We start from the raw sequence: 14,385 nt of genomic DNA on the forward strand, positions 1-14,385 counted from the left end.
GTGGTCGACAGGCACGGTCGTGCGGTGTCCTCGCGTTCGGAACGCTTCCACGCCTCGATCTCCGCGGCCACCATCACCACGCACGCCCCCACAGCCCACACGTCGGGCTAAGTAAGTGGCATTGCCCAGTGGTGTGGTGGGGTTTGGTGTCGCGCGGGTGGTCGTGAAAGTGGTGGTGAGAGTGATCGGGTCGTGCGGCCACTGTGCCTCATCGTCGCCGATCGGCGTTCCGGTGATCTGCGTGCACGACGTCGGTCGCGGCGAGCGGGTGCGGTCACCGAGCTGACTGGCTGATCACCCTCGCCACGGGCGGGCATCTCGCGTGCCTTGGTCCCGGCGTCGGGGAGGTCAGCCGGTTGGCAGGGTCCAGCCCATCGTGACCGTGGTGCCGTCGGCGCGGCGGGTGGTGGTGCTGGTGTGCGCGAGCGTGTCGATCATCGGCAGGCCCCGGCCCCTGGTGGTGTCCAGCGGGTCGGGTCGCTTCCACGCGCCGTGGTCGGTGACGGTGAGTTCCAGTTCGGCGCCGCGGCGCACGGCCAGGACGTCGAGCACGCCGTCCGGGTTGTCGCGGTACCCGTGCTCGACGGAGTTCGCCATCGCCTCGTAGCCCGCCAGCACGATGTCGTCGGTCAGCATCGGCGACACGCCCTGCCCGTCCAGCCACCGCGCGAGGTCGAGCCGCACGGCGACGAGGTGGTCCGGGTCGGCGGGCACCGAGCGGTGGAAGCGCGCCCGCGCCCCGGCGTGGTGGACGTGGATGAGGGCGATGTCGTCGTCGTGGGCCCCACCGGTCAGGTCGGCGATGAGCTGGTCGCAGGCGGTGCCGGTGTCGAGCGCCGCGCGGACGCCGGACAGGCCGCGCACCAGCCACTCGATGCCCACGGCCAGGTCCCGGGAGCGGCTCTCGACCAGGCCGTCGGTGTAGAGCACCAGGTCGCAGCCCGCCGCGAAGCCGGTGTGCGCCGTGGGGAACTCGCGCCCGACGCCCAGCGGCTGGGCCATCGCCTCGCCGATCTGCTCCACGGCGCCGTCCGGGCGCACCAGCACGGCGGGCAGGTGCCCGGCGTTGGCGTAGACGAGCCGCTCGGCCACCGGGTCGTGCACGGCGTAGAAGCAGGTGACGAAGGTGGCCTCGGGCAGCGCCGAGACCAACTGGGAGACGTTGCGCAGCAGCTCCGGGGGGTTCATCTCCAGCAGCGCGTAGGAGCGGATCGCGGTGCGCACCTGCCCCATCACCGCCGCCGCGGCCACCCCGTGCCCGACCACGTCGCCGATGACGAACGCGGTGGCCCCCGAGGGCAGGGCGAGCACGTCGAACCAGTCGCCGCCGATCTTGCCGCCGGTGGCCGCGGGCAGGTACCGGGTGACGATGTCCAGGCCGGGCACCCGGGGCGCCTCGGGCAGCATCGCCCGGGACAGCTCCCTGGCCATGTTCGCCTCCCGGTTGAACAGCCGCGCGTTGTCCAGCGCGATCGCGGCGTAGCCTGCGATGCCCTCGGCCAGGTACTCGTGCCGGGCGGTGAACCGGCCGGGGTCGGAGTGGCCGAAGAAGAACCCGCCGAGCACCTCGCCGGTGGTCGGGCTGATCGCCGAGACGGCCAGGTAGCTGCGCACCGGCAGGTGGCCGGAGGGCATGCCGAAGTAGGGCTTGTTGTGCCCGAAGCGCGGGTCGGCGGTGATGTCCTCGCTGCGCACCGTGCCGTCGCCGTCGAAGGTCGGGGCGAAGACCTGGGTGTTGCGCGGCATCGGGAAGCGGGAGAACGCCTCGCGCGGGACGCCGGAGAGGGTGTAGAGGGTGTAGGACTCGCCGTACTCGTTGATCAGGTTGTAGAAGAACGCGCCGAACTGCGCCCCGGTCGAGGTCGTCGCCGCGTTGGTGGCGTCCTGCACCAGCAGGTCGATGTCGAGCTGCGCGGTCAGCCGCCGCCCGATGGAGTGCAGCGCGTCGACCACTGCCGCCTCCGCGCGCATCGCCGCGGCCAGCTCGGCCGTCGCCGCCCCGACGACCGTCGCCACCACCTCGTGCCGGTCGCCGACGGGCACATCGGTGGTCAGCAGGACCGCGCGCTCGCCGTTGGCCACCGCCAGCGCCCCGGTCACCACCTCCCCCGGCGCCGCGGCCGCGAGCAGCGCCGCGTCCGCCACGACCAGCGCCAGCCCGTCGACCGGGGCCAGCAGCGCGGGATCCAGCTCCCTGGTCCGCACCGCCACCTGCCCGCCGTCCGGCCCGCGGAAGGCGGCCCGGGCCGCGGCGATCAACCCCTCGAACCCGGCGGCGACAGGAGCGCTCACCGTCCCGCCACGGCCGCGTCGAGCGAGGGGTAGATGTCGAGCACATCGGTCAGCCTGGTCATCTGCAGCGGACGCAGCACCACCCGCCCCTCGGCGACCACCCGCAGGGTCGGCCACTGCTGGTGGGCGCGCACGAGGACGGACATCCCCGCCGAGGCCAGGAAGTCCACCGAGGTCAAGTCGATGACCAGCGGCGTGCTCTCCGCCGCCCGCTCGGCGCGGTCGACGAGCTGCTGCAGCTTGGGGGCCAGGGCGAGGTCGAGCGCGCCGCTGACCCGCAGGACGGTCACCGCGTCCCCGGGCACCAGCTCGACCGAACCTGCCGAACTCTCCACCCGACCCGCGGGCGACATGGGGCTGTCGGACTCGCTCATGCCGCACATCCTGCCTTCTGCGGTCGACGATGTCGCCCCCGGGCAGCCCGGATCGCCCCTCCCCCAACCCAGCCCCCGGACAGCGGGCGCACCCCCGCCCCCTGGCACGAGCCGACACCACCGATCAGCCCCCCGACCACGCCACCGCACCACCGGCTGACCTGGACCGTGACCAGGCGTGTCCCCCCAGCAAGCCGGCGCCGCGCCCGGGCCAGGCGCCCCCGCCGGTCGACCCGAGCCGGATATCCAGTGGCGGCGGCGCGCCACCACGGTCAGTCCCGGGGAGCCAGTTCCCCACCGTCCGCGTCGGTGATCGTGATGGCCGCGGCCGGGCACGAGTCGGCGATGTCGAGCAGCGACTCGTCGGGGTCGGCCGTGGGGGTGAGCGGCCTGGCCTTGGGGCCGTCGAGGGTGAAGGCGTCGGGGCGGGCGCCCGCGCACATGCCCGAGCCCAGGCAGGCGGCGGCGTCGACGTTGATCGTCCAGGTCATGGTCACCACCGCACCATCATCCGGCGCGGCCCGCGCACCAGCATCTGGGTCTTCCACCGCGGGGCCTCGGCCTCGCGCAGGCCGGGCAGGCGGGCGGCGAGGCCGCGCAGGGCCTCCTGCAGCTCGAGCCGGGCCAGCGGCGCGCCGAGGCAGTGGTGCACGCCGTGGCCGAAGCCCAGGTGGGAGGTCTCCTCGCGGTCGAAGCGCAACTCGTCGGCGCAGGCGAAGCGGGCGTCGTCGTGGTTTGCCGAGGCGATCGAGACCAGGACGGGCTCGCCCGCGCGGACGGTGACCGAGCCGACCTCGACGTCCTCGGTGGCGTAGCGGGGGAAGGCGCCGCCCGCGCCGAGCGCCACGAAGCGCATCAGCTCCTCGACGGCGGGGACCACCTCCTCCTGGTCGGCCACCAGCGCGGCCCACCGCTCGGGGTGGGCGAGCAGCACGTGCACGAAGTTGGGGATCTGGGTCGCGGTCGTCTCGTGGCCCGCGACGAGCACGCCGACGCACAGGTCGACCAGCTCCAGCTCGGTGAGCCGCTCGGTGTTCTCGGCGCGCGCGGCGATCAGCGCGCTCATCAGGTCGTCGCGCGGCTCGGCGCGGCGCAGGCGGACCAGGTCGCCCATGTACTCGCGCAGCTCCCCGTGGTTGGCGCCGAACTCCTCCTCGGTCAGCGACGAGGTCGACAGCAGCGCGTCGCTCCACACCCGGAAGCGGTGGCGGTCCTCGGCGGGGACGCCGAGCAGCTCGCAGATGACCTGGACCGGCAGCGGCAGCGCGAAGGCGTCGACGAGGTCGACCGGCCCGCCCGCGGCCCGCATGGCGTCGATGAGCCCGCCGGTGATCTCGCGCACCCACGGGCGCAGCTTCTCCACCCGCCGCACGGTGAACGCGCCCGCCACGAGCACCCGCAGCCGGGTGTGGTCCGGCGGGTCCATCGCGAGGATGCCGCCGGGACGGCGGTAGGGGCTGCTGCGGGGCTCGTCCCGCGCCGCGGCCATGGCCCGGCTGAACCGGCGGTCGCCCAGCACCAGCCGCACGTCCTCGTACCGGGTGGCCAGCCAGGCGGGCTCGCCGAAGGGCAGCCGCACCCGGAGCATCCCGGGCGCCTCCCGCGCCTCGCGGTAGCGCGGGGACAGCTCGATGCCCTCCGCCTCGTTGAACGGGTAGGTCTGCACGCTCGTCAACGCAAGTCCCCTCGGCAGCGTCCGGCGTCGGTGGGGCGCCTGCCGACAAAGGTAGGACGAAGGATGCTCAGCGTCAACGCCCGAACACGGCAAGTGACAGTGTGGACGGTGCGGCAGGATGGCCCGGGTGAAGTGGAACCGCGCAGTGCACCACGTCGAACACCTGGCCTCGGCGTGCGCCGGGATGGCCGCCAAGCCCGCGACGATCTTCCCGCTGCGGGTGGTCGGGCTGTGGGTGGCGGGCGGGCTGCTGGGCCCGGCCGCCGACGACGTGGACTCCGCGCTGGTGGCCCTCGAGGTCGACCTGCCCGCCGAGGAGGTGCCGTGGCTGGTGGAGCCCGCGGGCGCCACGCACTGGGGCAACGCGGTGAAGCTGGCCCAGTCGCCGCTGGCGGTCCGCTGGCGCTCCGCGCACGCCCCGGTCTGGAACCACATCCTGGAACGGCCCGCTCGTGTGTGGACTGTCACCGACGGCCTGGACGAGGACGCGCTCGCCGCGCTGCGGGCAGGCGACGGCGAGCGCGTCCGCGCGCCCGCCCCGGCCGACCGGGACGCGCGCATGGCCGCTGAGCTGCGGATCAGCCACGCCGCGCTGGTCGAGCGCACCGCCGCCTACCAGGACCGGAGGTGGCGGCCGGGCAAGCTGGAGCCGGTCGCCGACGCCCTCTGGCAGGCGTCCGCCGGGTACCTCGATGTGCTGAGCGTGACCAAAACCGGAGAAAGTTGGGCCAAACAGGTGTAAACCCTGGTCAGAGCGGCTATCCGCGCCGGTCAAGACCACCCCGAGGAGGACCCGTGCCCAAGACCGCCGATCCGAACCCGATCTACACCGCGCTCGCCCGGGAGCAGGGCGTGACCCCGGTGCCCGAGCAGCAGCCCAAGACCGAGGACAAGCCCGCCTCCACGTCCGAGTAGCGGGCAGCGGGGCTACCGCCCCCGGAACACCTCCACCGCTCGCCGCACGGCCGGGTGCCCGAACACACCCGCGACGTCCAGCGGCAGCGGGATGCGCCAGTTGGGGTACTGGTCGACAGTGCCCGGCAGGTTGGGCTGGCGCTCCTCCCCGATGAGGTCCTGCGGCGCGGCGAACACCAGCGCGCAGGGCGTCCTGGCGAGCAGCACGTGCAGCGCGTCGACCACGTCGGGCAGCGGCGCGTCCGCCGCGACCAGTCCCTCGGAGACCAGCAGCGCCACGATCTCGTCCCGCTCGGCGGCGGCGCGCGCCCGCTCCCCCTCCGGGTCCGACAGCAGTCCCCGCTCGGCGCGGACGCGGACGTGGTCGCCGGTGAGGAAGCCCAGGGCGGTGGGCAGGTCGTGGGTGGACACGCTCGCGGCGGCCTGGGCCGACCACCGCGCGGGCGGGCGCGGGCTGCCGTCGTCGTCGCGCTCGAACCAGGCCACCGAGCAGCTCAGCACGCCGCGCTCGCGCAGGGTCGCGGTGACCGCGTCGGGCACCGTCCCCAGGTCCTCGCCGATCACGACCGCCCCGGCCCGGTGCGCCTCCAGCAGCAGCACGCCCAGCATCGCCTCGGCGTCGTAGTGCACGTAGGTGCCCTTGTCCGCCGCGCCGCCCGGCGGGATCCACCACAGCCGCCACAGCCCGGCCACGTGGTCGACCCGGATGCCGTCGCCGTGGGCGAGCACGGCGCGGATCATGTCGCGGAAGGGCAGGTAGCCCGCGGCGGCGAGCCGGTCCGGGCGGAACGGCGGCAGCACCCAGTCCTGGCCCAGCGGGCTGAACGCGTCCGGCGGCGCGCCCACGGTGACCTCGGTGGCCAGCACGTCGCGCAGCGACCACGCGTCGGCGCCGCTGGGGGTCACTCCGACCGGCAGGTCGTGCACCACGCCGACGGCCAGGTCGGCCGCGGCCGCGTGCACCCCGTCGAGCTGGCACGCGCACAGCCCCTGCACCCAGACGTGGAACGCGACCCGGTCGGCCAGCTCGCCGCGGGCGGCGCGGACCTCGGCGGAACCGGGGTGGCGCAGCGGTGCGGGCCAGTCGCGCCAGTCGGGCCCGTGCACCTCGGCGAGCGCGGCGAAGGTGGCGTAGTCCAGCAGGCCGGGCTCGACGGCGGCCAGGTCGACCGGCGGGGCCAGCAGCGCCAGCGCGGCGGACTTGGCCCGCCACACCGCGTCGTGGTCGATCAGCTCGGTCGCGTCCGGGCGCAGGGCCAGCACCTCGGCGCGGGTGGCCTCGTCGGCGGTGGCGAACTCGGGCGTCGCGGTGACGGACAGGTGCACCGGGTTCAGGAAGCGCCTGCTCGAGGGCGAGTAGGGCGAGCGCTGCACCGGGTGCACCAGGTTGGGCGCGGCGACCGGGCTGACCAGCACCGCCCCGCCCGCGTCGGCGGCGGTGCCCTCGACGAAGGCGCGCAGGTCGGCGTAGTCGCCGATGCCCCAGGAGTCGGGGGTGTGCAGGGCGTAGAGCTGGGTCATCCAGCCCCAGGTCCGCGGGGCGGGCGGCAGCGCGGCGGGGGCGACCGCCAGCGGCGTCTCCCGGTCGCCGACGCGCAGCGTGTGCCAGCCCAGCGGCAGGTCGGCGGGCAGCGCCCCGTCGACGGCGACCTCACCGCCGTCCTCCAGCAGCACCGTGCCCGCCCCGACCCGCACCCGGTCGCCTCGCCGCACCACCGTGGGCACCGGCCGCTCGCATGGAGCAGCCAGTGCGGCGGCGACGGCCTCCGGCGTGCTCGCGTCCACGCCCAACTGCGCCAGGACCGCCACGACCACCTCGGCGCTGACCTCGACCTGCTCGCGGTCGCCGTTCTCGTACTCCGTCGCCACGCCGTGCGCGGCGGCCAACGCCGCCAGTTGCCCGTCCACCAGAGCCCTCTCGTGCCTATCCGAGCGGTGCGCGCTCGGCCGCGTGCGCGATGCCGCGCGCCATCAGCCCGAACACGACGTCGTGCGCGGGTTTGTTCGCGTACCAGTACAGCGTGCCCGCCACCCCGTCCGGCTGGTAGGTGACCGTCTGCTCCAGCACGCTCTCGTCCGCGGCGGGACCGGGCCGGGCGCGCAGGGTCAGCCACGCCTTGCCGGGCAGCCGCATGTCCGCGCGCAGCACCAGCACCCGCCGCTCGTCGTCGCGCTCGACCACGGTCCAGGAGTCGACGCTGTCGCCCTCGGCCAGCCGCTCGGGCCTGCCCCGGTGCAGGCCGACGCCGCCGATGACGTGGTCGATGGCACCGCGCAGGGCCCACGCGCCGGGGATGGTGTGCCACCCGGCGGCGCCGCCGATGTCGGTGATGACCCGCCACAGCCCGGTGTCGGTGCTGGCGCTGGCGACCTCGCGGTGGTCGGTGCGCAGACCGGGCGCGATGCTCGGCGGGGCCTCCGGCGCGGGCAGCCCGAGCGCCGCGCGCAGCGCCTGGTCGACGCTGGTCGCCCCACCGGGTGGCGGCGCGGCGACGGCGGCCGGGTCGGGGACCAGGTCGTGGCGCAGCGACTCCAGCAGCGCCCGCACCAGCGGCGCGGGCAGCGGGCTGAACACCGAGACGGCGGTGGCGGTGGGCCCGTCGGGCAGCGGCGGGATGGGGACCGGCACCCGCCTGCGCAGGCGGGCCACCCTGGCGTAGCGCTGCACCAGGTCCAGGTAGGTCACCGTCTCCGGCCCCGCCAGCTCGACGGTCTCGTTCCTCGGCGCGGCGCCCGCCGCGGCCACGAGGTGGTGCAGCACGTCGTCCAGCGCCACCGGCCTGCTCCGGTTGTCCATCCACGGCGGCGCCAACAGCACCGGCGCCGCCCGGCTGGCCCGGGCGAGCAGGTCCAGGCTGGCCGACCCGGCCCCGATGATCATCGATGCCTGGAGCACGAGCGCGGGCACCGGCGCGCGCAGGAACACATCGCCCACCCCCGCCCGGGAGGCCAGGTGCGCGGAGACGTCGTCACCGCCGGGCCGCGGCCCGCCCAGGTACACGACCTGCCGCACCCCCGCCTCGACGGCGGCCTTGGCGACCACCCTGGCGATCTCGTCGTCCACCGAGACGAAGTCGTCGCCCGCCATCGAGTGCACCAGGTGGTAGACCACGTCGACACCGGCCACCGCCGCCGCGACCGCCACCGGGACGCGCGCGTCGCCGCGCAGGACGGTCACACCGCCCGGCACGTCCTCGGGGTCCAGCGAGCGCCCCATCGCCCTGACCCCGTGTCCCGCTCCCACCAGCGCCGCCACCAGCGGCCGTCCGATGTAGCCGCCCGCGCCGATGACCAGACAGGTGCTCACCACGCCCACTATCCCAGTGCCGCACCGGATCCGCTGAGTTCGCTCGACCCGCGACGAGGCGCGACGTCCACACGCCCCCACCACCCGCGAGTCACCGAACCCCACCGCGACACGCCGTCCGACACCAGGTCACCGACCGAGCGGTGTCAAGAAAGGTGTCACGCGGGTTCCGGGTGTCCCGCGGCCAGCCAGCGCGCGACCAGTTCCGGGTCGCGCCGCTCCAACTCGGCCAGGCACGACGCGCGCACGCGCAGCGCGGCCGCCGCCTCGGCCGCGTCGTGGGCCCGCTCGAGCCGGGCGGCGGCATCGTCCCAGCGACCGCGCAGTTGATCGGTGTCGAGGAAGCGGTCACGCAGCCACAGCAGGGGCGCGCCGGTGAAGGCCAGGGCGGCGAGGACGTGCATGGCGGCGGAGTCGAGCAGCAGCACCAGCCCGACCACGGCGACGATCACCGCGAGCAGCCCCGCCAGCACCGGCAGCGGCGGCAGCCGCACGCCGGTCAGGTCCGCGCAGCCCAGGCACAGCGCGACCGCCAGGCAGGAGGCCGTCACCGCGATCATCGCCAGCGACGCCGTGCCCAGCAGCACCACGCCCGCGCCGAGTCCGATCGACCCGACCAGGGCGGCCACGCCCAGCCAGGCGCGCCGGTACCACCGGCGCGAGATCCTCACCATCACCAGGGCCTCTCCTTCCACAAAGTCCTGCTCGACACTGTGAGCTTCCACCGGGCGGCGTCGGCAAACCGCTGGCGTGGTGCGCTCATCGGGGGAAACCGGGCGGCCGGTTGCTTGCTGTGGGGCAAACGTGCTTTATGCTGCCGGTAACCGCCGCTCCACCGTCCCAGGAACCGAGGCCGTCATGGCTGCTGCCGCCCGTCCGGTCGGGCTCCCCGGTCCCCGGGGGCCCGGGTCGGCAGGGGTGACCGTGGGGGTGAGCGCGGTCAGCCGCTGGGCGGTGCTGGTGCGCGTCGAGGGTGAGGTCGACCTCGGGTCCGCGCGGACGCTCGAGGCCCGGCTCGGCCAGGCCCTGGAGACCCCCGACGTGCTCGCCGTGGTCGTCGACCTGTCCGGGGTCGGGTTCCTGGCCGCCGCGGGGTTGTCGGCGCTCGTGCGGGTGGCCGAGCGGGCGGAGTCGATGGCGGTGCGGCTGCACCTGGTCGCCGAGCACCGGGCCGTGCTGCGGCCGCTGGAGGTCACCGGCCTGCGCCCGAGGTTCCGGCTGCACGCCGACGCGGCGGACGCGCTGACGCGCTACGAGTCGGCCAGCTCCCGGTAGGGCGTCCGGAACCCGTCCACCACCAGCGCCTTGAGGTGCGCGCGCTTGCGCACGGCGATGACGATGGCGGCGAGGACGTACACACCGGACAGCACCAGCAGCTCGATCCCCTTGATCGAGGCGGGCAGCACCGCGGCGAGGACGAACTGGGCGACGAACATCCCGAAGAGCACCACCGCGGCGCGGACGGTGATCGTCAGGCTCAGCAGCAGGGTCACCGCGAACAGCGATTGCGCGGCGGTGAGCAGCAGCTCCTCGCGCTGCGGGCCGTCCAGCGGCAGCCCGGACAGCCTCCCGGCGGAGATCGCGAACACGATCGGCAGCGTGCCGACCAGCAGCGTCCACTGGTTGACCTTGGACGAGACCAGGGTGGCCAGCGCGTCGGTGGTCTTGAGCCGCCACGCGTACAGGCTCGCCACCAGCAGCTCGGGGGCCTCGGAGGCCAGCGGGGCCACCCACTGCACCAGGAAGAACTGGCTGACGCCCAGCTCGGTCCCCGTCTCCACCAACGCGTGCGCGAAGTTCTCCGCGACCAGGAGGATCACCGCGGCGGCGAAGGCGAACAGGCCCACGCACCACCAGCGGCGGCGGCGCTTGGCCTGGTTGCCCAGCACCGCGGACACGCCCTGCAGGTCCGGGTCGCCCGCGGGGGCCCGGGCCACGCGCACCGCGTAGAGCAGGAAGATGCCGACGAGCACGGCCGTGTCGACCAGGGTGACCGAGTTCCGCAGCGGCAGGGTCAGCGAGTAGAGGGTCGCCAGGGCCAGGAAGGCCAGCGGGACGGCGTCGGTCCGGGCCAGGGTGATCGCGGTGGGTCCTTTGTGGCCGCTGCCGCGCAGCCGCCAGGCGGCGATGAACACGACCACGGCCCAGCCGACGCCGACGAGTATCCGGTTCGCCCCGGTCATGTTCGCCAGCGCCAGCCCGCACGAGGACTCCGTGCCGGGGGCGGCGTCCGGGGGCAGGCAGGCGGGCCCGTGCTCGGCGAACGCGGCGCCGCCCTCGGCGGTGAACACGAAGTCCACCGCGTACTCCGGCAGCACCGCGATCAGCGCCAGGGCGGTGATCGCCAGTCCCGGGGAGATGTCGAGCTGGATGGCCTCGGCCACCCAGCTCAGCACGAACGCCGCGCCGACGACCGCGACGCCGAACAGCGCCGCGTCGACCGGGGGCGAGGTGTGGGACCCGGCGACGCCCAGCACGACGCCGGGCACGGTGACGGCGATGGCCGCCCACAGCGCGATCGCGGCCCGGGTGAACACCACGGGCCGCGATCGCGTAGGCGCGCTCAGCGCTTCTCCGGCAGGATCGGTCGCTCGACCGCGCCGCGCTTCTCCTGCACGGGCACGGGGATCTGGTCGTCACCCGGCTGGACCGCCTTGAACCGCGCCGGGGTCGTGGGGTCGTTGGTGATCACCGGCTCGTGCCGCACCGGCACGTCCGGGTTGGGCGCCACGACGGCGTCGGGGACGGGCTGGTTCTCCTCGCGGCTCTCGTAGCGCTGCTTGGTCAGGCTCTCCGCGTCGATGCGGTCGCGCATCCGGTTGAGCACCCGGATGGTGACCGCGTGCGCGATCGCCAGGAGCACCAGCACGACGCCCAGCTTGAGCACCACGGCCTGCAGCGGCGCGGACCCGCCGAGGTCGATCACCGACACCAGCGCCAGCAGGCCGAGCACCGCGAAGTGGAACAGCACCGACACCAGCCGGGCCATCGACTGCGCCGATTCCTTGTCGTCACCGTAGGAGTCCGTGAGGTAGCGCAAACCGCTGCGGTAGATGATCTGCCCATCCACCACCACCAGCGCCACTCCGAGGATCAGGAACATCACATACGCGCCGTCGTCCACCACCCGCTCCTTCCGCCCGGCCGTTCGTATCCACGTGTGGGGTACCCCCCGTGACGGAAGCGAAACGGGGTGTCACCCGAGCCAGCGGGGCCGCTTGGCCTCCCGGAGCCCGTCCCACGCCTCGACGAAGTCGGCCTCGGCGGCGTGCGCGCGGGCGTCCTCGCGGGCCCAGAGCAGGCCGTAGGTGAAGGCGTTGTCGCCGTCGAGGTGCACGCGGACGCCCAGGTCGCGCAGGGCGTCGCGGGCCACGACGGCGTCCTGGTGCACGCCGAGCGCGGTCTGCACCGCCTTGGCCCCCTTGCGCCAAGCCTTGATCTCCTTGCCGAGCACGGGCTCGACCGCGTCGACGGTGTAGCGGGCCTTCTTGGCGTCCTTGCGGGCCTGGTGCAGGGCAAGGTCGCGGTCGGCCGCGGTGGTCGCGGCGTCGGCCTCGGCGACCGAGCCCGCCAGCCGGTCGGCGGCCTTGCGCACGACCTTGCGCAGCTCGGTGGCCGCGGGCCGGGTCGCCTTGGCGGTCAGCGGCGGGTCGGCCAACAGCGCGCCGAACGCCTCCAGCGCGGCCTTGTACCGGTCGCCGTCGAGCACCGCCAGCGCCGCGCCCCTGGCGTCGGCGCCCGCCCTGGCGAACTCGGCGGTCAGCCGGGCCGCGACCCCGCCGAGGACCATCTCGTCGGGCAGGGCGGCGACCTCGGACCGCAGGTGCGCCTCCAGGACCTCGGCGTCGCGCGCCGGGGACATCTCGGCGCCGAGCCAGCGGAACTCCGCGCGCAGCGACTCCACGGTCTCGCGGTCGAACAGCGCGCGGAAGGCGCGCAGCGCGCTGCGCAGCCGCCTGCAGGTCACCCGGAACTGGTGGATGGAGTCCTCGGCGTCCAGGCGCACCCCGGTGTCGTGGGCGCGCAGGTCGTCGTGGCGCTCGCGCAGGTAGTGCAGCGCCACCCCGCCCGCGGTCGGGTCCGAGGGCAGCGGCGGCCGCTTCTCGCGGCGGGCGCGCTTGCCCAGGGTGCGGGCCAGCTTGGAGGTGGAGTCCGACGGGCGCGCGCCCAGGGCGGCGCCGATCGCGTCGATGGTCGCGCGGTCGGCCGCCTCGACCTCCAACTCCCGCCACGCGCTGGCCTTGCCCTCGATCGGCACGGCGGTGACGTGGTCGTCGGCGAGCAGGGCCACGGTGGCGCCGTCGGCGGCGCGCAGCGTCCACTCGTCGCGGCGGGTGACGATCCTGGCGACCTCGACCAGCGGCGCGTCCAGGGTGTAGGCCCGGACGAGGGCGGCCAGCTCGGTGGGCACGCGCGCGCGCTTGTCGCCCAGCTCGTCGCCCAGCTCATGGTGCACCTCGTCGCGGGTGTCCGGGCCGACGGGGAGCTTGGCGTGCCAGCCCGCGTCGCCGCCGCCGGTGCGCCGCCGCAGCGTGATGCCCGCCTTGGCCAGTCTCAGGTCGGCGGTGTCGAAATAGGTCGCGTCCAGGTCGCTGCGGCGGGGTGCGCCGCTCTCGGTCACCAGCCCCACGCCTGCCAGGTCCGGCAGCGCGAAGTCGGCGTCGGCCTCGAACTTGCGCTCGGTCTCACGAATCGTCTTGGCGCCCATCTGACCACTATGACACCGAAACCGGGCAGTCGACACGAAAGCGCCAGGGGTGTGCTGCCACACCCCCCGGGTGGGTCAGTCCGCGCGGGCACGCGCCCGCGTCCCGGTCAGCCGAACAGCTTCCCACCGGTCACCGCCAGCACCTCGCCGGTGATGTAGGAGGCCGCCGCCGAGGCCAGGAACACGTAGGCGGGGGCCAGCTCCGCGGGTTGCCCGGCGCGGCCCAGCGGGGTCTGCCCACCGAAGCCCTCGACGTGGTCGCCGTCGATGGTGGCCGGGATGAGCGGTGTCCACACCGGACCGGGGGCCACGGAGTTGACCCGGATGCCCCGGTCCGCGACGTCCTGGGCCAGCGCCCGGGTGAAGGTGGTGATCGCCCCCTTGCTGGTGGCGTAGTCCATCAGGTGCGGCGAGGGCTGGGTGGCCTGGATGGACGAGGTGTTGATGATGGACGAACCGGGGCCCAGCACCGGCACGGCCAGCTTGCACAGCCAGAACATCGCGTACACGTTGGTCTTGAGCACCCGGTCGAACTGCTCCGTCGTGATGCCCAGCAGCCCGTCGGGCTGCGACATCTGGAACGCGGCGTTGTTCACCAGCAGGTCGATGCCCCCGAGGTCGGCCACAGCGCGGGCGACGATCGCGCGGCAGTGCTCCTCCTCGCGCACGTCGCCGGGCACCAGCACGGCGTCGCGGCCCGCCTCGCGGACCCAGCCCGCGGTGGTCTCCGCGTCCTCCTGCTCCTCGGGCAGGTAGGACAGCAGCACGTCCGCGCCCTCCCTGGCGAACGCGATCGCGACCGCCCGCCCGATCCCGGAATCACCCCCGGTGATCACCGCGCGGTGGCCCTCGAGGCGCCCTGAGCCCCGGTAGGACTGCTCGCCGTGGTCGGGCTCCGGCGTCATCTCGCCGGTGGTCCCCGGGTGCGGCTGCTCCTGCGCGGGCAGGTCTGTGGGCCGGTTCTGCTGGTCCATCGGTGTCCCTCCTTCGGTCACAGGCCCGACTACCACCGACGGGGCCACCCCAACCCGCATATGTCCCCGGTGAACGGGTAGCTCGCGAGCGGCACACCACGGCCGGCGAGACCGGTCACGGCCACCTCCGTCACCCCGGG

13 protein-coding genes are annotated in these 14,385 nt (G+C 74.5%); 2 read left to right on the forward strand and 11 right to left on the reverse strand.

Features of this window, described 5'->3' with window-relative positions:
- Window positions 1-348: 348 nt before the first annotated feature.
- From GCL84_RS28500 to GCL84_RS28515, 4 genes are all read right to left on the reverse strand, one after another.
- On the reverse strand, window positions 349-2,292 hold the full coding sequence (locus tag GCL84_RS28500; RefSeq protein WP_156758661.1) for an ATP-binding SpoIIE family protein phosphatase: 1,944 nt from the start codon (window positions 2,290-2,292) through the stop codon (window positions 349-351).
- Complete coding sequence (locus GCL84_RS28505; RefSeq protein ID WP_156758662.1) at window positions 2,289-2,666, reverse strand: STAS domain-containing protein; 378 nt, start codon at window positions 2,664-2,666, stop codon at window positions 2,289-2,291. Before GCL84_RS28505 ends, GCL84_RS28500 begins: the two co-directional genes overlap by 4 nt.
- A 272-nt stretch (window positions 2,667-2,938) precedes the next feature.
- Window positions 2,939-3,157: a ferredoxin gene (locus GCL84_RS28510; RefSeq protein WP_197523575.1), complete on the reverse strand. Its 219-nt coding sequence runs from the start codon at window positions 3,155-3,157 to the stop codon at window positions 2,939-2,941.
- Between the two features lie 2 nt (window positions 3,158-3,159).
- Entirely contained in the window at window positions 3,160-4,341 is a 1,182-nt protein-coding gene (locus GCL84_RS28515) for a cytochrome P450 (protein WP_235926817.1), read from the reverse strand.
- A 127-nt stretch (window positions 4,342-4,468) separates the two neighbouring features.
- On the opposite strand from GCL84_RS28515, the gene GCL84_RS28520 reads away from it, so the two are divergent.
- Window positions 4,469-5,083, forward strand: coding sequence for a DUF7711 family protein (locus tag GCL84_RS28520; RefSeq protein ID WP_156758664.1), 615 nt, complete (start codon window positions 4,469-4,471; stop codon window positions 5,081-5,083).
- 185 nt (window positions 5,084-5,268) lie between these two features.
- Here GCL84_RS28520 and malQ read toward each other — a convergent pair whose 3' ends face one another.
- From malQ to GCL84_RS28535, 3 genes are all read right to left on the reverse strand, one after another.
- Window positions 5,269-7,164, reverse strand: a complete 1,896-nt coding sequence (gene malQ, locus GCL84_RS28525) for a 4-alpha-glucanotransferase (protein WP_156758665.1) — start codon at window positions 7,162-7,164, stop codon at window positions 5,269-5,271.
- A gap of 16 nt (window positions 7,165-7,180) precedes the next feature.
- The gene (locus GCL84_RS28530) at window positions 7,181-8,563 is read right to left on the reverse strand and encodes a DUF2867 domain-containing protein (protein WP_197523576.1); all 1,383 of its coding nucleotides are present in this window, start codon (window positions 8,561-8,563) and stop codon (window positions 7,181-7,183) included.
- A 158-nt stretch (window positions 8,564-8,721) separates the two neighbouring features.
- Window positions 8,722-9,237, reverse strand: coding sequence for a hypothetical protein (locus GCL84_RS28535; RefSeq protein ID WP_156758667.1), 516 nt, complete (start codon window positions 9,235-9,237; stop codon window positions 8,722-8,724).
- A 256-nt stretch (window positions 9,238-9,493) separates the two neighbouring features.
- On the opposite strand from GCL84_RS28535, the gene GCL84_RS28540 reads away from it, so the two are divergent.
- Window positions 9,494-9,838, forward strand: a complete 345-nt coding sequence (locus GCL84_RS28540) for an STAS domain-containing protein (RefSeq protein WP_197523577.1) — start codon at window positions 9,494-9,496, stop codon at window positions 9,836-9,838.
- On the opposite strand, the gene GCL84_RS28545 is transcribed toward GCL84_RS28540, so the two are convergent.
- The 4 genes from GCL84_RS28545 to GCL84_RS28560 form a co-directional block, all read right to left on the reverse strand.
- Entirely contained in the window at window positions 9,814-11,103 is a 1,290-nt protein-coding gene (locus tag GCL84_RS28545; RefSeq protein WP_197523578.1) for a sodium:proton exchanger, read from the reverse strand. The two genes, GCL84_RS28540 and GCL84_RS28545, sit on opposite strands and share 25 nt — an antisense overlap.
- Before the next feature lie 23 nt (window positions 11,104-11,126).
- Window positions 11,127-11,687, reverse strand: coding sequence for a hypothetical protein (locus tag GCL84_RS28550; protein ID WP_156758669.1), 561 nt, complete (start codon window positions 11,685-11,687; stop codon window positions 11,127-11,129).
- 72 nt (window positions 11,688-11,759) lie between these two features.
- Complete coding sequence (locus tag GCL84_RS28555) at window positions 11,760-13,271, reverse strand: CYTH and CHAD domain-containing protein (protein WP_156758670.1); 1,512 nt, start codon at window positions 13,269-13,271, stop codon at window positions 11,760-11,762.
- 107 nt (window positions 13,272-13,378) lie between these two features.
- Window positions 13,379-14,245 (reverse strand): SDR family oxidoreductase, encoded by an 867-nt coding sequence (locus GCL84_RS28560; RefSeq protein ID WP_156758671.1) that lies wholly within the window; start codon window positions 14,243-14,245, stop codon window positions 13,379-13,381.
- Window positions 14,246-14,385 lie beyond the last annotated feature (140 nt).

The sequence above is a fragment of the Actinokineospora pegani genome (assembly GCF_009745975.1).
Taxonomy (GTDB): domain Bacteria; phylum Actinomycetota; class Actinomycetes; order Mycobacteriales; family Pseudonocardiaceae; genus Actinokineospora; species Actinokineospora pegani.